General features: G+C 73.3%; 17 protein-coding genes. 16 read left to right on the top strand and 1 reads right to left on the bottom strand.

The features are described 5' to 3' along the window. The first annotated feature begins 2 nt into the window (after window positions 1–2). The 13 genes from ABT093_RS36255 to ABT093_RS36195 all read left to right on the top strand — a co-directional run bounded on the left by ABT093_RS36255 (window position 3) and on the right by ABT093_RS36195 (window position 15,950). A complete protein-coding gene (locus ABT093_RS36255) occupies window positions 3–980 on the top strand; it encodes an aspartate carbamoyltransferase catalytic subunit (RefSeq protein WP_350571570.1) in 978 nt (325 codons plus the stop codon). Then, a complete protein-coding gene (locus tag ABT093_RS36250; protein WP_350571568.1) occupies window positions 977–2,281 on the top strand; it encodes a dihydroorotase in 1,305 nt (434 codons plus the stop codon). Before ABT093_RS36255 ends, ABT093_RS36250 begins: the two co-directional genes overlap by 4 nt. Then, a complete protein-coding gene (locus tag ABT093_RS36245; RefSeq protein ID WP_350571566.1) occupies window positions 2,278–2,847 on the top strand; it encodes a PH-like domain-containing protein in 570 nt (189 codons plus the stop codon). The genes ABT093_RS36250 and ABT093_RS36245 overlap by 4 nt, the downstream gene beginning before the upstream one ends. Then, the gene (gene carA / locus ABT093_RS36240; protein WP_350571564.1) at window positions 2,844–4,049 is read left to right on the top strand and encodes a glutamine-hydrolyzing carbamoyl-phosphate synthase small subunit; all 1,206 of its coding nucleotides are present in this window, start codon (window positions 2,844–2,846) and stop codon (window positions 4,047–4,049) included. The genes ABT093_RS36245 and carA overlap by 4 nt, the downstream gene beginning before the upstream one ends. Beyond that, window positions 4,042–7,353, top strand: a complete 3,312-nt coding sequence (gene carB / locus ABT093_RS36235; RefSeq protein ID WP_350571562.1) for a carbamoyl-phosphate synthase large subunit — start codon at window positions 4,042–4,044, stop codon at window positions 7,351–7,353. The genes carA and carB overlap by 8 nt, the downstream gene beginning before the upstream one ends. A gap of 66 nt (window positions 7,354–7,419) precedes the next feature. Continuing rightward, a complete protein-coding gene (locus tag ABT093_RS36230) occupies window positions 7,420–8,532 on the top strand; it encodes a quinone-dependent dihydroorotate dehydrogenase (protein WP_350571560.1) in 1,113 nt (370 codons plus the stop codon). Window positions 8,533–8,563: 31 nt separating this feature from the next. Further along, window positions 8,564–9,397 (top strand): orotidine-5'-phosphate decarboxylase, encoded by an 834-nt coding sequence (gene pyrF / locus ABT093_RS36225; RefSeq protein WP_350571559.1) that lies wholly within the window; start codon window positions 8,564–8,566, stop codon window positions 9,395–9,397. A gap of 360 nt (window positions 9,398–9,757) precedes the next feature. Continuing rightward, entirely contained in the window at window positions 9,758–10,084 is a 327-nt protein-coding gene (gene mihF / locus ABT093_RS36220) for an integration host factor, actinobacterial type (protein ID WP_030056187.1), read from the top strand. 48 nt (window positions 10,085–10,132) lie between these two features. After that, on the top strand, window positions 10,133–10,690 hold the full coding sequence (gmk, locus tag ABT093_RS36215) for a guanylate kinase (RefSeq protein WP_350571558.1): 558 nt from the start codon (window positions 10,133–10,135) through the stop codon (window positions 10,688–10,690). Window positions 10,691–10,726: 36 nt separating this feature from the next. Continuing rightward, window positions 10,727–10,993, top strand: coding sequence for a DNA-directed RNA polymerase subunit omega (gene rpoZ / locus ABT093_RS36210; RefSeq protein ID WP_030056185.1), 267 nt, complete (start codon window positions 10,727–10,729; stop codon window positions 10,991–10,993). Between the two features lie 157 nt (window positions 10,994–11,150). After that, on the top strand, window positions 11,151–12,386 hold the full coding sequence (coaBC, locus tag ABT093_RS36205; protein ID WP_350571557.1) for a bifunctional phosphopantothenoylcysteine decarboxylase/phosphopantothenate--cysteine ligase CoaBC: 1,236 nt from the start codon (window positions 11,151–11,153) through the stop codon (window positions 12,384–12,386). 152 nt (window positions 12,387–12,538) lie between these two features. Next, entirely contained in the window at window positions 12,539–13,762 is a 1,224-nt protein-coding gene (metK, locus tag ABT093_RS36200) for a methionine adenosyltransferase (protein ID WP_350571555.1), read from the top strand. A 100-nt stretch (window positions 13,763–13,862) separates the two neighbouring features. Beyond that, window positions 13,863–15,950: a primosomal protein N' gene (locus ABT093_RS36195; protein WP_350571553.1), complete on the top strand. Its 2,088-nt coding sequence runs from the start codon at window positions 13,863–13,865 to the stop codon at window positions 15,948–15,950. 128 nt (window positions 15,951–16,078) lie between these two features. Here ABT093_RS36195 and ABT093_RS36190 read toward each other — a convergent pair whose 3' ends face one another. After that, window positions 16,079–16,774, bottom strand: a complete 696-nt coding sequence (locus ABT093_RS36190; RefSeq protein WP_350571552.1) for a hypothetical protein — start codon at window positions 16,772–16,774, stop codon at window positions 16,079–16,081. A gap of 254 nt (window positions 16,775–17,028) precedes the next feature. On the opposite strand from ABT093_RS36190, the gene def reads away from it, so the two are divergent. From def to ABT093_RS36175, 3 genes are all read left to right on the top strand, one after another. Next, window positions 17,029–17,574 (top strand): peptide deformylase, encoded by a 546-nt coding sequence (def, locus tag ABT093_RS36185; RefSeq protein WP_350571550.1) that lies wholly within the window; start codon window positions 17,029–17,031, stop codon window positions 17,572–17,574. Between the two features lie 43 nt (window positions 17,575–17,617). Next, window positions 17,618–18,559, top strand: a complete 942-nt coding sequence (fmt, locus tag ABT093_RS36180; protein WP_350571548.1) for a methionyl-tRNA formyltransferase — start codon at window positions 17,618–17,620, stop codon at window positions 18,557–18,559. Window positions 18,560–18,627: 68 nt separating this feature from the next. Further along, on the top strand, window positions 18,628–20,047 hold a 1,420-nt coding region (locus ABT093_RS36175; protein ID WP_350571547.1), incomplete at its 3' end, for an RsmB/NOP family class I SAM-dependent RNA methyltransferase.

Here is a 20,047-nt window from a genome sequence, read left to right as displayed (position 1 = left end):
GCGTGAAGCGCCACCTCGTGTCCGCAGCCGATCTCAGCCGCGACGACGCGCTGCTCATCCTGGACACCGCCGAGGAACTCGCCCAGCTCTCCGGCCGGGCCGTCAAGAAGCTCCCCACCCTGCGCGGACGGACCGTCGTCAACCTCTTCTTCGAGGACTCCACCCGCACCAAGACCTCGTTCGAGGTCGCCGAGAAGCGCCTGTCCGCGGACGTCATCAACTTCTCCGCCAAGGGCTCCTCGGTCTCCAAGGGCGAGAGCCTCAAGGACACCGCCCTCACCCTGCAGGCCATGGGCGCCGACGCGGTCGTCATCCGGCACCACGCCTCCGGCGCGCCGGCCCGCCTCGCGCAGTCCGACTGGCTGCACGGCAGCGTCATCAACGCCGGTGACGGCACCCACGAGCACCCCACCCAGGCGCTGCTCGACGCCTTCACCATGCGCCGCCACCTCAACCCGGGCTCCGGCCACGACCTGGCCGGGCGGCGGGTGACGATCGTCGGCGACATCCTGCACAGCCGGGTCGCCCGCTCCAACGTCCACCTGCTCACCACCCTCGGCGCCCAGGTCACCTTCGTCGCCCCGCCGACCCTGGTGCCGATCGGCATCGAGAACTGGCCCTGCGAGGTCAGCTACGACCTGGAGCGCGTGCTCCCCAAGACCGACGCGCTGATGATGCTCCGGGTGCAGCGCGAGCGGATGAACGCCGCGTTCTTCCCCACCGAGCGCGAGTACACCCGCCGCTACGGCCTGGACGGCGTGCGGATGGCCCAGCTGCCCGAGCACGCCATCGTCATGCACCCCGGCCCGATGGTCCGCGGCATGGAGATCACCGCCGAGGTCGCCGACTCCCCGCGCTGCACCGTGGTCGAGCAGGTCGCCAACGGCGTCTCCATCCGGATGGCCGTGCTCTACCTGCTGCTCGGCGGAGCCACTCTCACCGACACCCCCCGCACCGACTCCGTGGAGACCGCTCAGTGACCACCTACCTGATCCGCAACGCCCAGATCCTCGGCGGTGCCCCGCAGGACCTCCACATCGCCGACGGCGTGATCCGGGAGATCGGCACCGGTCTGGTCGCCGAGGCCGACATCGAGATCGACGCCACCGGCCTGATCGCCCTGCCCGGCCTGGTCGACCTGCACACCCACCTGCGCGAGCCCGGCCGTGAGGACGCCGAGACCGTCCTCACCGGCACCCAGGCCGCCGCGAAGGGCGGCTTCACCGCCGTCCACGCCATGGCCAACACCTTCCCGGTGGCCGACACCGCCGGCGTGGTCGAGCAGGTCTGGCGCCTCGGCCAGGAGTCCGGCTACTGCGACGTGCAGCCGGTCGGCGCCGTCACCGTCGGCCTGGAGGGCAAGAAGCTCGCCGAGCTGGGCGCGATGCACGACTCCGCCGCCGGTGTCCGGGTCTTCTCCGACGACGGCAAGTGCGTCGACGACGCGGTGATCATGCGCCGCGCGCTTGAGTACGTGAAGGCCTTCGACGGCGTCGTCGCCCAGCACGCCCAGGAGCCGCGGCTCACCGAGGGCGCCCAGATGAACGAGGGCCAGGTCTCCGGCGAGCTGGGCCTGGGCGGCTGGCCGGCCGTCGCCGAGGAGGCGATCATCGCCCGCGACGTGCTGCTCGCCGCGCACGTCGGCTCCCGGCTGCACGTCTGCCACGTCTCCACCGCCGGTTCGGTGGAGATCATCCGCTGGGCCAAGGCCAAGGGCTGGGACGTCACCGCCGAGGTCACCCCGCACCACCTGCTGCTGACCGACGAGCTGGTCCGCTCCTACGACCCGGTCTACAAGGTCAACCCGCCGCTGCGCACCGCCGAGGACGTCCGGGCGCTGCGCAAGGCGCTGGCCGACGGCACCATCGACGCCGTCGCCACCGACCACGCGCCGCACCCGGCCGAGGACAAGGACTGCGAGTGGGCCGTGGCCGCGATGGGCATGGTCGGCCTGGAGACCGCGCTGTCCGTGGTGCAGCAGACCATGGTCGACACCGGCATGCTCAACTGGGAGGGCGTCGCCGACCGGATGTCGCACCGCCCGGCCCGGATCGGCCGGCTCGCCGGCCACGGCCGCCCGGTCTCGGTGGGTGAGCCCGCCAACCTGGTGCTGTTCGATCCCGCGTACCGTGGTGCCGTGAACCCCGACAGCTTCGCCACCCGCTCCCGCAACACTCCCTACAAGGGCCTCGACCTGCCCGGCCGGGTGCACGCGACCTTCCTGCGCGGCACCGCCACCGTGCTGGCCGGCGAACTGGTCGAGCAGGGCGGGCTCGCGTGAGTTCCGCCCTCCTGCTGGCCCAGGAACAGGCCAGGGTCACCAACTGGCCGGGCTACCTCGGCTGGACGGTCGGCCTGGTCCTGGTCATCGGCCTGGTCTACTGGCTGATGCGCCAGGGCTGGAACTGGCGGCGCACCCTGCAGTCCGGGCTCGCCCCGCTGCCGGCCGTGCCGGAACGCGCCGGCCGGACCATCCTGGAGACCAGCGGCCGCTACCACGGCACCACGACCGCCGGGAACTGGCTGGACCGGGTCGTCGCGCACGGCCTGGGCACCCGCAGCCGCGCCGACCTGACCCTCGGCGCGCACGGCCTGCTGGTGGAGCGCCCCGGCGACGTCGACTTCTGGATCCCCGCCGAGCACCTGACCGGTGCCCGGACGGACTCCGGGATCGCCGGCAAGGTCGTCCCCTCCGGCATCCTCGTGGTCACCTGGACGCACGAGGACACCGAACTGGACTCCGGGTTCCGGTTCGACCACCCCGACGAGCACACCGCCTGGGTCGAGGCGATCACCGAGCTCGCAGCAACACGTACGACGAAGAAGACGGAAGAGGCCGCGTCATGACCGCACCTGCCCCCACCACGCAGCGCCAACGGCGGGAGCGCCCGTTCTCAGAGCGTGCGGCCGCCGTGCTCGTCCTGGAGGACGGCCGGACCTTCCGCGGCCAGGCCTACGGCGCGAGGGGCGAGACCTTCGGCGAGGCGGTCTTCAACACCGGCATGTCCGGCTACCAGGAGACCCTGACCGACCCCTCGTACCACCGCCAGGTGGTCGTGATGACCGCCCCGCAGATCGGCAACACCGGCTGGAACGACGAGGACGACGAGTCCAAGCGGATCTGGGTCGCCGGGTACGTCGTCCGCGACCCCGCCCGGGTCGCCTCCAACTGGCGCTCGCGCCGCTCGCTGGACGAGGAGCTGGCCGAGCAGGGCATCGTCGGCATCAGCGGCATCGACACCCGGGCGCTCACCCGCCACCTGCGCGACCGCGGCGCCATGCGCTGCGGCATCTTCTCCGGCGACGCGCTGGCCGACCCGGCCGCGCTGCTCGCCAAGGTGCAGTCCTCGCCCGAGATGAAGGGCGCCGACCTGTGCGCCGAGGTGGCCACCACCGAGCCGTACGTGGTGCCCGCGATCGGTGAGAAGAAGTTCACCGTCGCCGCCCTGGACCTCGGCATCAAGGCGATGACCCCGCAGCGGATGGCCGAGCGCGGCATCGAGGTGCACGTGCTGCCGGCCGACGCCACCCTGGAAGACGTCTACGCGGTCGAGCCCGACGGCGTGTTCTTCTCCAACGGCCCGGGCGACCCGGCCACCGCCGACCACCAGGTCGCCGTGGCGCAGGGCGTGCTGGAGCGCAGGACCCCGTTCTTCGGGATCTGCTTCGGCAACCAGATCCTCGGCCGGGCGCTGGGCTTCGGCACCTACAAGCTCAAGTACGGCCACCGCGGCATCAACCAGCCGGTCCAGGACCGCACCACCGGCAAGGTCGAGGTCACCGCGCACAACCACGGCTTCGCCGTCAACGCACCGCTCGACAAGGTCAGCGACACGCCCTACGGCCGGGTCGAGGTTTCCCACGTCTGCCTCAACGACGACGTGGTCGAGGGCCTCCAGGCGCTGGACGTGCCCGCCTTCTCGGTGCAGTACCACCCGGAGGCCGCCGCCGGCCCGCACGACGCGGCGTACCTCTTCGATCGGTTCGTCGAGCTCATGCGAGGCGACAACAAGCACAGCGTGAAGCTCATGGAGGGCCAGCGTGCCTAAGCGCACTGACATCAAGTCCGTCCTGGTGATCGGGTCCGGCCCGATCGTGATCGGCCAGGCCGCCGAGTTCGACTACTCGGGCACGCAGGCGTGTCGGGTCCTGAAGGCCGAAGGCCTGCGGGTCGTGCTGGTGAACTCGAACCCGGCGACGATCATGACCGACCCGGAGATCGCCGACGCCACCTACGTCGAGCCGATCACCCCCGAGTTCGTCGAGAAGATCATCGCCAAGGAGCGCCCCGACGCGCTGCTCCCCACCCTGGGCGGCCAGACCGCGCTGAACACCGCGATCTCGCTGCACCAGGCGGGGACGCTGGAGAAGTACGGCGTCGAGCTGATCGGCGCCGACGTCGAGGCGATCAACAAGGGCGAGGACCGCGAGCTCTTCAAGGGCGTGGTGGAAGCGGTGAACGCCAAGATCGGGCACGGCGAGTCCGCCCGCTCGGTCATCTGCCACACCATGGACGAGGTCCTCGCCGGGGTCGACACCCTGGGCGGCTACCCGGTCGTCGTGCGCCCCTCCTTCACCATGGGCGGCGCCGGCTCCGGCTTCGCGCACGACGAGGAGGACCTGCGCCGCATCGCCGGACAGGGCCTGACGCTCTCGCCGACCACCGAGGTGCTCCTGGAGGAGTCCATCCTCGGCTGGAAGGAGTACGAGCTGGAGCTGATGCGCGACAAGAACGACAACGTCGTGGTCGTCTGCTCCATCGAGAACTTCGACCCGATGGGCGTGCACACCGGCGACTCGATCACCGTCGCCCCGGCGATGACGCTCACCGACCGCGAGTACCAGATCCTGCGCGACATCGGCATCGCGGTGATCCGCGAGGTCGGCGTCGACACCGGCGGCTGCAACATCCAGTTCGCCGTCAACCCCGTCGACGGCCGGGTCATCGTCATCGAGATGAACCCGCGCGTCTCCCGCTCCTCGGCGCTCGCCTCCAAGGCCACCGGCTTCCCGATCGCCAAGATCGCCGCCAAGCTGGCCGTCGGCTACACCCTGGACGAGATCCCCAACGACATCACCGAGGAGACCCCGGCCTCCTTCGAGCCGACCCTCGACTACGTCGTGGTCAAGGTCCCGCGCTTCGCGTTCGAGAAGTTCCCGTCCGCCGACGCCACGCTGACCACCACCATGAAGTCGGTCGGCGAGGCGATGGCGCTGGGCCGCAACTTCCCCGAGGCGCTGCAGAAGGCGCTGCGCTCGCTGGAGAAGAAGGGCTCCCAGTTCACCTGGGTCGGCCCGGTCGGCGACAAGGCGGAGCTGCTGGCCAAGGCGGTCGTGCCGACCGACGGCCGGATCAACACCGTGATGCAGGCGATCCGCGCCGGCGCCACCCCCGGGGAGGTGTTCGAGGCCACGAAGATCGACCCGTGGTTCGTCGACCAGCTCTTCCTGCTCGACGAGATCGCCGGCGAGCTGGCCGAGGCGCCCGAGCTCACCCCGGAGCTGCTGCGGCACGCCAAGCGGCACGGCTTCTCCGACCAGCAGGTCGGCGAGATCCGCGGGCTCAGGCCCGACGTGGTCCGCGAGGTCCGGCACGCGCTGGGCATCCGCCCGGTGTTCAAGACCGTCGACACCTGCGCCGCCGAGTTCGCCGCGAGGACCCCGTACTTCTACTCGTCCTACGACGAGGAGAACGAGGTCGCCCCGCGCACCAAGCCCGCGGTGATCATCCTCGGCTCCGGCCCGAACCGCATCGGCCAGGGCATCGAGTTCGACTACTCCTGCGTGCACGCCTCCTTCGCGCTCGCCGAGGCCGGGTACGAGACCGTCATGGTCAACTGCAACCCGGAGACCGTCTCCACCGACTACGACACCTCCGACCGGCTCTACTTCGAGCCGCTCACCCTGGAGGACGTGCTGGAGATCGTCCACGCCGAGCAGCAGGCCGGCCCGCTGGCGGGTGTGATCGTCCAGCTCGGCGGCCAGACCCCGCTCGGCCTGGCGCAGGCGCTGAAGGACAACGGCGTGCCGATCGTCGGCACCCAGCCCGAGGCGATCGACCTCGCCGAGGAGCGCGGCGCCTTCGGCCGCGTGCTGCGCGAGGCGGGCCTGCCGGCCCCCAAGCACGGCACCGCCTTCTCCTTCGACGAGGCCAAGGCCATCGCCGACGAGATCGGCTACCCGGTCCTCGCCCGCCCGTCCTACGTGCTGGGCGGCCGCGGCATGGAGATCGTCTACGACGAGGAGTCGCTCGCCTCCTACCTGGAGCGGCACGCCGGTCTGATCTCCGAGCACCCGGTGCTGATCGACCGCTTCCTCGACGACGCGGTGGAGATCGACGTCGACGCCCTCTACGACGGCACCGAGCTCTACCTCGGCGGCGTCATGGAGCACATCGAGGAGGCCGGCATCCACTCCGGCGACTCCGCCTGCGCCCTGCCGCCGATCACCCTCGGCGGGTACGACATCAAGCGGCTGCGCGCCTCCACCGAGGCGATCGCCCGCGGCGTCGGGGTGCGCGGTCTGATCAACATCCAGTTCGCGCTCTCCGGGGACATCCTGTACGTCCTGGAGGCCAACCCGCGCGCCTCGCGCACCGTGCCGTTCACCTCCAAGGCGACCGCGGTGCCGCTGGCCAAGGCCGCCGCCCGGGTCTCGCTCGGCGCCACCATCGCCGAGCTGCGCGCCGAGGGCCTGCTGCCGGCCGACGGCGACGGCGGCACGCTGCCGGCCGACGCGCCGATCGCGGTCAAGGAGGCCGTGATGCCGTGGAGCCGCTTCCGCGACGTGCACGGCCGCGGCGTGGACACCGTGCTCGGCCCGGAGATGCGCTCCACCGGCGAGGTCATGGGCCTGGACCGGGTCTTCGGCACCGCCTACGCCAAGTCCCAGAGCGGCGCGTACGGCGCGCTGCCGACCAAGGGCAAGGTCTTCGTCTCGGTCGCCAACCGCGACAAGCGCAACCTGGTCTTCCCGGCCCGGGCGCTGGTCGGCCTCGGCTTCGAGCTGCTCGCCACCGCCGGCACCGCCGAGGTGCTCCAGCGCGGCGGCATCCCCGCCACCGTGGTGCGCAAGCACAGCGAGGGCGAGGGCCCGAACGGCGAGAAGACCATCGTCCAGCTGATCCACGACGGTGAGGTCGACCTCATCATCAACACGCCGTACGGCACCGGCGGCCGTCTCGACGGCTACGAGATCCGCACCGCCGCCGTGGCCCGCGCCGTGCCCTGCCTGACCACCGTCCAGGCCATGGGTGCCGCCGTCCAGGGCATCGACCGGCTGCTGCGCGACGAGGTCGGCGTCATGTCGCTCCAGGAGCACGCCGAGCTGATCAACGCCGGCCGCGCCAAGTAGCACCACTCCAGTGGGGGGCACCAGTACCGCCGGGTGCCCCCCACTTCCATGCCCTGGGAGGACTTTGTGTACAAGCTGCTGTTCGACCTCGTCTTCAAGAAGATGGACCCCGAGAAGGCCCACCACCTGGCCTTCTTCTGGATCCGGCTGGCCTCCTCGGTGCCCGGCCTGCGCGGCCTCGTCCGGCTGGTGCTCGCCCCGCGCGACCGGGCGCTGCGCACCGACGCCCTCGGCCTCGCGCTGCCCGGCCCGTTCGGCCTGGCGGCCGGCTTCGACAAGAACGGCGTCGGCATCGACGGCCTGTCGATGCTCGGCTTCGACTACGTCGAGATCGGCACCGTCACCGGCGAGGCCCAGCCGGGCAACCCGCAGCCGCGGCTGTTCCGGCTGGTCGAGGACCGCGCCCTGATCAACCGGATGGGCTTCAACAACCAGGGCTCGGCCCGGGTCGCCGCCCGGCTCGCCGCCCGTCCGCACACCAGCTCCACCCCGGTGGTGGGCGTCAACATCGGCAAGACCAAGGTGGTCGAGGAGGCCGACGCGGTCGCCGACTACGTCAAGTCCACCGAGCGGCTGGCCCGTTACGCCGACTACCTGGTGGTCAACGTCAGCTCGCCGAACACCCCGGGGCTGCGCAACCTGCAGGCCGTCGAGCACCTGCGCCCGCTGCTGAGCGCGGTGCGCGAGGCCGCCGACCGGACCACCCCGCACCACGTGCCGCTGCTGGTCAAGATCGCCCCGGACCTGGCCGACGAGGACATCGACGGGGTCGCCGACCTCGCCCTGGAGCTGGGCCTGGACGGCATCATCGCCACCAACACCACGATCGGCCGCGAGGGCCTGCGCAGCGACGCCGCCCGGGTGAAGGAGATCGGCATGGGCGGCCTGTCCGGCGCCCCGCTCAAGGAGCGCGCGCTGGAGGTCCTCCAGCGGCTGCGCGCCCGCACCGGCGGCCGGCTGGTGCTGGTCTCGGTCGGCGGGATCGAGACCGCCGAGGACGCCTGGCAGCGCATCGTGCACGGCGCCGACCTGGTCCAGGGCTACAGCGCCTTCATCTACGAGGGCCCGCTCTGGTGCCGCCGCATCCACCAGGGCCTGTCCGCCCGCGTCCGGGCCGGCGGCTTCCGCGACCTGGCCGCCGCCGTCGGCAGCGCGGTGGACACGCGCACGGCCTCCTGAACCCTCCTCTCACGCTCTCCGGAAGGACGTCATGACCCTCGCCCCCTTCGGCACCCGCCTGCGCCGCGCCCTCGACACCCGCGGCCAGCTCTGCGTCGGCATCGACCCGCACGCCTCCCTGCTGGCCGCCTGGGGCCTGGAGGACACCGTCGCGGGCCTGGAGACCTTCAGCCGCACCGTCGTCGAGGCGCTGGCCGGGCAGGTGGCCGTGCTCAAGCCGCAGGCCGCCTTCTTCGAGCGCTTCGGCTCCCGGGGCTTCGCCGTCCTGGAGAAGTCCGTCGAGGAGGCCAGGGCGGCCGGCGCGCTCGTCCTCATGGACGCCAAGCGCGGCGACATCGGCTCGACCATGGCCGCCTACGCCGAGGCCTTCCTGTCGCCCGGCAGCCCGCTGTTCTCCGACGCCCTGACGGTCAGCCCCTACCTGGGCTTCGGCTCGCTGCGCCCGGCGCTGGACCTCGCCACCGCCAACGGCGCGGGCGTCTTCGCGCTGGCGCTCACCTCCAACCCGGAGGGCGCCGAGGTGCAGCGTGCCGTGGGCGCGGACGGCGAGCCGGTGGCGGCCGCCGTGCTGCGGCAGCTGGCCGCCGCGAACGCCGGTGCCGAGCCGCTGGGCTCGTTCGGCGCGGTGGTCGGGGCGACGCTGGCCGACGCCGGCGTGGACCTGGCGATCAACGGCCCGCTGCTCGCCCCCGGGATCGGTGCCCAGGGCGCGACCATGGCGGACCTGCCGCGGGTCTTCGGCGCCTCGGTGCGCAACGTGGTGCCCAGCGTCAGCCGGGACGTGCTGAGGCACGGCCCCTCGGTGGAGGCGCTGCGCTCGGCCGCCGACCGTTTTGTCCAGGAGTACGCCGACGCGGTCAAGTAGCGGACGCGGAGGCGGGGTTCGCTCCTGGCGAACGCCGCGCGGTGCCGCCGTGACGTGCTGCGACGGCCCGCGGGGACGGCGGCTTGACGTGAGCGCCGTCACATCGGTGGCGTCCAAGGTTCGCAATCACGGTCATTTTGCCCGGGAAAGTCCTGGTCGGCCTTGGCTGACCAGGACTTTTCGTGTTCTTTTCCTGACGTGGAGCCGCAATCCGGGTAGTGTCCGGCGATAGGTCACCGAAGAGCCGCGATTCCCGCTGCTCCCGCAGGTCAGGGGCGGCGAGTTCGCCCTCTGGCCGGTGTCCTGGGAACCACAACAGTCAGAGTTCAATCCCTTCCATCCACACCTGAGGTGAACGGCGTGGCTCTTCCGCCCCTTACCCCTGAACAGCGCACCGCCGCGCTCGCCAAGGCCGCCGAGGCTCGCCGGGAGCGCGCCGAGGTGAAGAACCGGCTCAAGCACTCCGGCGCCTCCCTGCACGAGGTGATCAAGGCCGGCAAGGCCGACAACGACGTGATCGGCAAGATGAAGGTCTCCGCGCTGCTGGAGTCCCTTCCGGGCGTGGGCAAGGTCCGGGCCAAGCAGATCATGGAACGGCTCGGCATCTCCGAGAGCCGCCGTGTCCGCGGTCTCGGAACCAACCAGATCGCCTCCCTGGAGCGGGAGTTCGGCGGCGGTGCCGCCTGACCGTGCCCCGTGGTCCCGGGATCGCCCACGATCCGGGATAATCGGTGCATGAGTGAGCGTCCGCGGCTGACCGTGCTCTCCGGCCCCTCGGGGGTCGGCAAGAGCACGGTCGTCGCTCATATGAGGAAGCAGCACCCCGAGGTCTGGCTCTCGGTGTCGGCGACGACCCGCCACCCGAGGCCGGGCGAGCAGGACGGGGTCCAGTACCACTTCGTCGACAACGACGAGTTCGACAAGCTGATCGCCAACGGTGAGTTGCTGGAGTGGGCCGTGTTCGCGGGGAACCGCTACGGCACGCCCCGCACGGCGGTCCAGGAGAAGCTGGAGCGCGGCGAACCCGTGCTGCTGGAGATCGACCTGCAGGGCGCCCGCCAGGTGCGGGAGTCCATGCCCGAGGCGCAGCTGGTGTTCCTGGCCCCGCCGAGCTGGGAGGAGCTGGTGCGCCGGCTCACCGGCCGGGGCACCGAGCCGCAGGACGTGATCGAGAAGCGGCTGGAGGCCGCGAAGGTCGAACTGGCGGCCGAGCCGGAGTTCGACACGACCCTGGTCAACACCTCCGTCGAGCAGGTGGCGGGCGAACTGCTAGCCTTGCTCGGTGTAGGCTGACCTGTTGTCTTTTCCATCCTTTCGGAAGGTTTTCGCGTGTCCTCTTCCATGACCGCGCCCGAGGGCATCATCAACCCGCCGATCGACGAGCTGCTTGAGGCCACCGACTCCAAGTACAGCCTGGTCATCTACGCGGCCAAGCGTGCGCGTCAGATCAACGCGTACTACTCCCAGCTCGGCGAGGGCCTGCTGGAGTACGTCGGCCCGCTGGTCGACACCCACGTGCACGAGAAGCCGCTGTCGATCGCGCTGCGCGAGATCAACGCCGGCATGCTGACCGCCGAGGCGGTCGAGGCCGCCTGAGGCGGTCCCACCTTCGTGCGAAGGGCCCGTCGGAGTCCGCTCCGACGGGCCCTTCGGCGTTCCCGGACGCGTGTGGGGGGTGCCACAGTGCGGGTGATCGTCGGCGCGCCGTAGGGTTGGCAGGCACCTGAGGACCGCCACGAGGAGAGCTGGGAACATGAGCGGCAGCACGGAGCGGACGGACGCGCCGCGGGTCGTCCTCGGCGTCAGCGGCGGGATCGCCGCGTACAAGGCGTGCGAGCTGCTGCGGCGGTTCACCGAGTCCGGCCACCAGGTGACCGTGGTGCCCACCGCGGCGGCGCTGCACTTCGTCGGCGAGGCCACCTGGGCGGCGCTCTCCGGCCGCCCGGCCGCCACCGAGACCTGGGAGAGCGTGCACGAGGTGCCGCACGTGCGGATCGGACAGAACGCCGACCTGGTCGTGGTCGCCCCGGCCACCGCGGACCTGATGGCCAAGGCGGCCCACGGGCTCGCCGACGACCTGCTGACCAACACCCTGCTCACCGCGCGCTGCCCGGTCGTCCTGGCGCCCGCGATGCACACCGAGATGTGGGAGCACCCGGCGACCCGGGAGAACGTCGCCACGCTGCGCCGCCGGGGCGTGATCGTGCTGGAGCCCGCCAGCGGGCGGCTGACCGGCAAGGACACCGGCAAGGGCCGGCTGCCCGAGCCGTCGGCGATCTTCGACGCCTGCCGCGCGGTGCTGCGCCACGGCGGGGAGCGCACCGACCTGGCCGGCCGGCACGTGGTGGTCTCGGCGGGTGGCACCCGTGAGCCGCTGGACCCGGTCCGCTACCTCGGCAACCGCTCCTCCGGCAAGCAGGGCTACGCGCTGGCGGTCACCGCGGCGGCCCGCGGCGCCCGTGTGACGTTGATCTCGGCCAATGCGGCGCTGCCCGATCCGGCCGGGGTGGAGGTGGTCCGGGTGGCCACCGCGCTGGAGTTGCGGGAGGCCGCGCTGAAGGCGGCCGGGGACGCGGATGCCGTGGTCATGGCCGCGGCGGTGGCCGACTTCCGGCCCGCGGTCTACGCCGAGGGCAAGATCAAGAAGGTCGAGGGCGTCGAGCCGGCGCCGGTCGCGCTCGTCCGCAACCCCGACGTCCTGGCGGAGCTGTCGGCCCACCGCACCCGTTCGGGGCAACTCGTCGTGGGGTTCGCGGCGGAGACCGACGACGTGCTCGCCAACGGCCGGGCCAAGCTCGCCCGCAAGGGCTGCGACCTGCTGGTCGTCAACGAGGTCGGCGACGGCAAGGCCTTCGGCCAGGACGTCAACGAGGCCGTGGTGCTGGGCGCCGACGGCAGTGAGACGCCCGTTCCGGTGGGCCCGAAGGAGGTTCTGGCGGACGTCGTCTGGGACCTCGTCGCGGAACGGCTCGATCCTTCCGTCGGGTGATCTCGAAGGGTGGGCGGACGGTCTTCAATTGCGGAATCGCGTGACGTTTCTCGGTAGCTGACCGTTACACTCCAGGAATCAAGTCTTTCCGGAAGCCCCCGGATCCGTCCGGGGTCTTTCAGTCAGCAGCCGCTGCAACCCCAGGGAGCGCTGTGTCTCGCCGCCTGTTCACCTCGGAGTCCGTGACCGAGGGCCACCCCGACAAGATCGCTGACCAGATCAGCGACACCATCCTTGACGCTCTCCTCCGCGAGGACCCGACCTCCCGGGTCGCGGTGGAGACGCTCATCACCACCGGCCAGGTGCACGTGGCCGGCGAGGTGACCACCAAGGCGTACGCGCCGATCGCCCAGCTCGTCCGGGACAAGATCCTGGAGATCGGCTACGACAGCTCCAAGAAGGGCTTCGACGGCGCGTCCTGCGGCGTCTCGGTCTCGATCGGTGCCCAGTCCCCCGACATCGCGCAGGGCGTCGACACCGCGTACGAGGCCCGTGTCGAGGGTGCCACCCAGAGGGACGACGCGGACGACCTGGACAAGCAGGGCGCCGGTGACCAGGGCCTGATGTTCGGCTACGCGTCCGACGAGACGCCCGAGCTGATGCCGCTGCCGATCACCCTGGCCCACCGCCTCTCGCGCCGCCTCACCGAGGTCCGCAAGAACGGCACCATCCCGTACCTGCGCCCCGACGGCAAGACCCAGGTCACCATCGAGTACGACGGCGACAAGGCCGTCCGCCTCGACACCGTGGTCGTCTCCACCCAGCACGCCAGTGACATCGACCTGGAGTCGCTGCTCACCCCGGACATCCGCGAGTTCGTCGTGGAGCCGGAGCTGAAGGCGCTGGCCGACCAGGGCATCAAGCTCGTCACCGAGGGCTACCGCCTGCTGGTCAACCCGACCGGCCGCTTCGAGATCGGCGGCCCGATGGGTGACGCCGGCCTCACCGGCCGCAAGATCATCATCGACACCTACGGCGGCATGGCCCGCCACGGCGGCGGCGCCTTCTCCGGCAAGGACCCGTCCAAGGTGGACCGCTCGGCCGCGTACGCGATGCGCTGGGTGGCGAAGAACATCGTCGCCGCCGGCCTCGCCCGCCGCGCCGAGGTCCAGGTCGCGTACGCGATCGGCAAGGCCGAGCCGGTCGGCCTGTTCGTGGAGACCTTCGGCACCGAGACCGTGCCGGTCCTCACCATCCAGAAGGCCGTCACCGACGTCTTCGACCTGCGCCCGGCCGCGATCATCCGCGACCTCGACCTGCTGCGCCCGATCTACTCGCAGACCGCCGCCTACGGCCACTTCGGCCGTGAGCTGCCGGACTTCACCTGGGAGCGGACCGACCGCGTGGAGCAGCTGAAGAAGGCCGTCGAGGCCTGATCGGCCGACCCGATCGTTTGACGGCAGGTGGTGGCCGCCCGGCACTCCGGGCGGCCACCACCTGCTGTTTTGTCGGTGGGACCTGGTACTACTTGGGGCGATGAGCAGCACGCAGGGGAGTGACGAGGGCGGGGCGCCGGAGCAGCTGGCGTTCATCCGGGAGACGGTCCGCCGGGCCAAGCCGCGCACCTGGCGCGGCGCCAAGCGGGCCGAGCACCTGCCGGTCGCCCGGGTGGTCGTCGACAAGGGCGTGCTCACCATCGACAAGTTCTTCGACTACGAGGTGCCCGCCGCGATGGCCGAGGAGGCCCGGCCCGGCGTGCGGGTGCGGGTGCGCTTCGGGGCGCGCGTGGTCAAGGGCCAGCGCGAGGGCGGGGAACTGCACGACGGCTTCATCGTCGCCCGGCTGGAGAAGAGCGACTTCCCCGGCCCGCTCGCCCCGCTCGCCCAGGTCCTCTCGCCCGAGCCGGTGCTCACCCCGCAGCTGCTGCGGCTGTGCCGCACCGTCGCCGACCGGTACGCGGGCACGCTGGCCGACGTCCTGCAGCTCGCGGTGCCGCCCCGGCACGCCAAGGCGGAGGCCGAGCCCTCGCCGCCGCCCCGCCCGCGCCCGGCGGCGCCCGCGCCCGGTGGCTGGTCCCGCTACCCGGCCGGCCCGGACTTCCTCGCCGCGCTGGCCGGCGGCGGCTCGCCCCGGGCGGTCTGGACGGCGCTGCCCGGCCCCGGCTGGCCGTACGAGATCGCCCGCGCCGTCGCCGCCACCCTCGCGGGCGGGCGGGGCGCCCTGGTGGTGCTGCCGGACGGGCGCTCGGTGGCCCGGGTCGACCGGGCGCTGACCGAACTGCTCGGCGAGGGCCTGCACGCCGTGCTGGCCGCCGACCTCGGCCCGCGCGAGCGCTACCGGCGCTGGCTCCAGGTGAGCCGCGGCTCGGTGCACGCCGCCGTCGGCACCCGGGCCGCGATGTTCGCGCCGGTGCACGACCTCGGGCTGGTGGTGGTCTGGTCCGACGGCGACTCCAGCCACAGCGACCCGCGCGCCCCGCACCCGCACGTGCGGGAGGTCGCTCTGCTGCGCGCCGCCGAGGAGGGCGCGGCCGTCCTGCTCGGCGGGCACGCCGTCACCGTGGAGGGCGCCCAGCTGGTGCGCACCGGGTGGGCCCGGTCGCTGGCCGCCGACCGGGAGACGGTGCGCCGCACCGCGCCGCGGGTGCGCACCGTCACCGACCAGGACCAGCACCGGGACGCCGCGGCGCAGGCCGCCCGATTGCCCTCGATCGCCTGGGAGGCGGCCCGCGAGGGCCTGGCGGCCGGCGGGCCGGTGCTCATCCAGGTGCCCCGGCGCGGCTACGTGCCCCGGCTGGCCTGCGGACGCTGCCGCACGCCCGCCCGCTGCCGCCGTTGCGAGGGCCCGCTGGAGGCGGCCGGGGCGGACGCGCCGCTGCGCTGCCAGTGGTGCGGGGAGGAGGAGCGGGACTGGCACTGCCCGGAGTGCGGCTCGTTCCGGCTGCGGGCGCAGGTGGTCGGCGCCCGGCGGACGGCCGAGGAGCTGGGCAAGGCGTTCCCGCGCGTCCCGGTGCGCACCTCGGGGCGGGACGCGGTGCTGACGACCGTCCCGGACGAGCCGGCGCTGGTGATCTCCACGCCCGGCGCCGAGCCGGTCGTCGAGGGCGGGAGCGGGTACGCGGCGGCGCTGCTGCTGGACGGCTGGGCGCTGCTGAGCCGGCCCGACCTGCGGGCCGGGGAGGAGGCGCTGCGGCTCTGGACGGCCGCCGCGGCGCTGGTGCGGCCGTCCGCCGAGGGCGGGACGGTGGTGGTGGTCGCCGAGCCGACGGCGCGGCCGGTGCAGGCGCTGGTGCGCTGGGACCCGCTCGGGCACGCCGGGCTGGAGCTGGACGAGCGCTCTCAGCTGCACTTCCCGCCGGTGGCCCGGATGGCCTCGGTGAGCGGCAGTCCGGCGGCGGTGGCGGACCTGCTGAACCTGGTCCGGCTGCCGGACGAGGCGGACGTGCTCGGGCCGGTGCCGGTGGCGGCGCTGCGGGGGGAGGAGCAGGAGCGGGCGCTGCTGCGGGTGCCGCCCGGGCAGGGCGCGGCGCTGGCGGCGGCGCTGAAGGCGGCGCAGATCGCGCGGATCGCGCTGCGGACGCCGGAGGTGGTCAAGGTGCGGATCGATCCGATGGACATCGGCTGACGGGCGCCGACGGACGGGCACCGGCTGGCCGGTGCCGGCTGGTAGGTGTCGGCGGGTGTGCGGGACCGGACGTCGGGTGAGGGGCGCGGTGTCGGTACCCGCGGCCCTCACCCGGCGTCCGGGGTGCGTCAGCCGCGCAGCGGGACGCCGGGGCGGTCCAGTGCGCCGCGGTCGATCGGGGGGCGGTCGATCGGGGGGCGGTCCAGCGGCGGGCGGTCCAGCGGCGGGCGGTCCAGCGGGGGGCGGTCCAGTGCGCTCCGGTCCAGGCCGCTCCGGTCGAGGCTGCTGCGGTCCAGGCCGCCCTGGCGGGCGGCGGGGACGGTCGCGGCCAGGCCGGCCGGGGCGGGGGAGCGGTCGTGCTCCGGCGCGTGGGCGGCGGTGTGCGCGGCCGCCGGGGCGGGGACGGGCAGCTCCTCGGAGCGGTCCGGACGGCCCTGGCCCGGCACCGCTCCGCCCGCCGCCAGCAGCTCGCTGGTCGGCCGGCGCATCCCGTACCGGCGGTGCACCGCCTGCTTGGTGACCCCGAGGGCCGAGCCCACCGAGTCCCAGGAGAAGCCCAGCGCGCGGTCGAACTCGACCGCCGCCGCCACCAGCGTCTCCACGCTCTCCCGCAGCTCCTGCGCCAGGCGCACCGTCGGCGCCGGGGCCCGCCCGTACACGACGAAGCCCGCCGAGGTGCTGGGCCGGCGAGGCCGGTAGACGTTGCCCAACTGGGCGGTGAGCGTCCGCAGGGCGTCGACCTGTCGCCTCACCCGCTCGATGTCCCGCACCAGCAGGTGCAGGCTCGCCCGCGCCCGGGCGTCGTGGTTGATCTGCTCGGCCATGGCCTACGTGCCACCTTCCGTACGGTTCGCTCGGCCGGAGCGCCCTTCCCGCGCGCTCCGGCCACGGTCAATCCCACTTGACCAACGCCGGACCGCCCGCCGGGGTCACGCAGGCGGGGCGAGCGGGATGTGCCGGAACCCGCGCGGGGCGGATTGCATAGACTGGCCGACGGCCGCGTGCACGCTGCTCGGCCCGCTCGTCAGGAGCAGCCCGACCCCCGCACCCGGACCCCGACGGACAGGAGCCCGCATCCGTGGCGATCCAGCCGATCCGCATCTTCGGAGACCCCGTCCTGCGCGCCACCGCCCAACCCGTCACCACCTTCGACAAGGAGCTCCGGACCCTCGTCAAGGACCTCACCGACACCATGCTCGACGCCCCCGGCGCCGGCCTGGCCGCGCCCCAACTCGGCGTCTCCCTAAGGGTGTTCACCTATCACGTGGACGGCGTCACCGGGCACCTGGTGAACCCGGACCTGTCGCTCAGCGAGGAGGAGCAGGAGGGCCCCGAGGGCTGCCTCTCGCTGCCCGGCCTGCGCTACGACACCCGGCGCGCGCACGGCGTCGTCGCCCGCGGCTTCAACGTGTACGGCGACCCGGTCACCATCGAGGGCACCCAGCTGCTCGCGCGCTGCATCCAGCACGAGACCGACCACCTCGACGGCATCATCTTTATCGACCGCCTCGACACCGAGCGGCGCAAGGCCGCGCTCAGGGCGATCCGCGAGGCCGACTGGGGCTCCGGCCCCGCGCCGGTGGTCAAGGTCTCCCCGCACAGCACCTTCGGCGCCGCGCGCTGAGCGCCGCCGCCCACGTCAACTCAGTACCGCAGAAAGGCACTTGATGCGCCTCGTGTTCGCCGGCACCCCCGAGGTCGCCGTTCCCGCCCTGGACGCCCTGCTGGCCTCCGACCGGCACGAGGTCGTCGCGGTGGTCACCCGCCCCGACGCCCCCGCCGGCCGCGGCCGCAAGCTCGTCGCCAGCCCCGTCGCCCAGCGCGCCGAGGAGGCCGGGATCGAGGTCCTCAAGCCGGCGAAGCCGGGCGACCCCGACTTCGTCGCCCGGCTCACCGAGCTCGCCCCCGACTGCTGCCCGGTCGTCGCCTACGGCGCCCTGCTGCGCCCCGGCACCCTGGAGATCCCCGCGCACGGCTGGGTCAACCTGCACTTCTCGCTGCTCCCCGCCTGGCGCGGCGCCGCCCCCGTGCAGCACGCGGTGCTGGCCGGCGACGAGGTCACCGGCGCGTCCACCTTCCTCATCGAGCAGGGCCTGGACTCCGGTCCGGTCTACGGCGTGATCACCGAGGAGGTCCGCCCCGCCGACACCAGCGGCGAGCTGCTGGAGCGGCTCGCCCACTCCGGCGCCCGGCTGCTCGCCGCCACCATGGACGGCATCGCCGACGGCAGCCTGCACGCCGTCCCGCAGCCCGCCGAGGGCGTCACCCTCGCCCCCAAGATCACCGTCGAGGACGCCCGGATCGACTGGACCGCGCCCGCGCTGCGGGTCGACCGGGTGGTGCGCGGCTGCGCCCCCGCGCCCGGCGCGTGGACCGGGTTCCGCGGCGAGCGGCTCAAGGTCACCGGCCCGGTGCGGCTGCTGCCCGGCTCCGCCGGCCTCGCGCCGGGCGAGCTGGCCGTCGGCAAGAACAGCGTCCGGGTCGGCACCGGCAGCCACGAGGTCGAGCTCGGCGAGGTGCGCCCGCAGGGCAAGAAGGCCATGCGGGCGGCGGACTGGGCGCGCGGCGCGCGCATCGAGTCCGGCGAGCGGCTGGGCGAGTCCGGCTGAGACCGGTTTTCCGCGTTACTGTTCGAGAGATCCCGCAATAGCCCCCGCAGCACTTTGAGGCACATCCCATGAGCACGCCCAGCAGCACCCACGGCACCCCCGGCGCGTCCGGCGCAAAGCGCGCCCCGCGCCCGCACCGGCGCCCGAAGAAGGACCCGGCGCGGATCGTCGCCTTCCGCGCCCTGCGCGCCGTCGACGAGCGCGACGCCTACGCCAACCTGATCCTCCCCTCGCTGCTCCGGGAGGCCGAGCAGAAGGGCATGGACCGGCGCGACGCGGCCCTCGCCACCGAGCTGGTCTACGGCACCCTGCGGCTCCAGGGCACCTACGACGCGATCATCGCCGCCTGCATCGACCGCCCGCTCGGCAAGGTCGACCCGCCGGTCCTGGACGTGCTCTCGCTCGGCGCCCACCAGCTGCTCACCACCCGCATCCCCAGCCACGCGGCCGTCTCGGCCACCGTCGAGCTGGCCCGGGTGGTGCTCGGCGACGGCAAGGCCAAGTTCGTCAACGCCGTGCTGCGCCGGATCAGCGCCCACGACCTGGACACCTGGATCGAGCGGGTCGCCCCGCCGTACGACCAGGACGCCGAGGACCACCTCGCCGTCGTGCACTCCCACCCGCGCTGGGTGGTCGCCGCCCTGTGGGACTCGCTCGGCCGCTGGCAGCCGGACGCCGCCGGGCGCACCGCCGTGGAGCAGCTGCTGCGCGCCGACAACGAGCGCCCCGAGGTCACCCTGGTGGCCCGCCCCGGCCGGGCCACCGTCGGCGAGCTGGCCGACGCGCTGCCCGAGGCCGAGCCGGGCCGCTGGTCCCCGTTCGCGCTGCGGCTCGCCGAGGGCGGCGACCCGGCCTCCGTCGAGGCGGTGCGGGAGAACCGGGCCGGCGTCCAGGACGAGGGCAGCCAGCTGGTCGCGCTGGCCCTCGCCGCCGCGCCGCTGGACGGCCCCGACCGGCTGTGGCTGGACGGCTGCGCCGGCCCCGGCGGCAAGGCCGCGCTGCTCGCCGCGCTCGCCGCCGAGCGCGGCGCGGCGCTGGTCGCCAGCGAGAAGCAGCCGCACCGGGCCCGGCTGGTCGCCCGGGCGCTGGCCGGCAACCCCGGCCCGTACACCGTGATCGCCGCCGACGGCACCCGCCCCGCCTGGCGGGCCGGCGGCTTCGACCGGGTCCTGGTCGACGTGCCGTGCTCCGGGCTCGGCGCCCTGCGCCGGCGCCCCGAGGCCCGCTGGCGCCGCCGTCCGCAGGACGTCGCCGCCTTCGGCCCGCTCCAGCGCGACCTGCTGCGCTCGGCCATCGACGCCACCCGGATCGGCGGCGTGGTCGGCTACGCCACCTGCTCCCCGCACCTCGCGGAGACCCGCGCGGTGGTCGACGACGTCCTGCGCGCCGAGGGCGGCCGGGTCGAGTGGATCGACGCGCGGCCGCTGCTCCCGGGTGTCCCGGCCCTGGGCGAGGGCCCGGACGTCCAGCTCTGGCCGCACCTGCACG

Origin of the sequence: Kitasatospora sp. NPDC002551 (genome assembly GCF_040296005.1) — a bacterium.
In the GTDB taxonomy this organism is placed as follows: Bacteria; Actinomycetota; Actinomycetes; order Streptomycetales; family Streptomycetaceae; genus Kitasatospora.
Note: the sequence above shows the minus strand (reverse complement) of the source record. Positions and strands in the feature narration are given on the sequence as shown.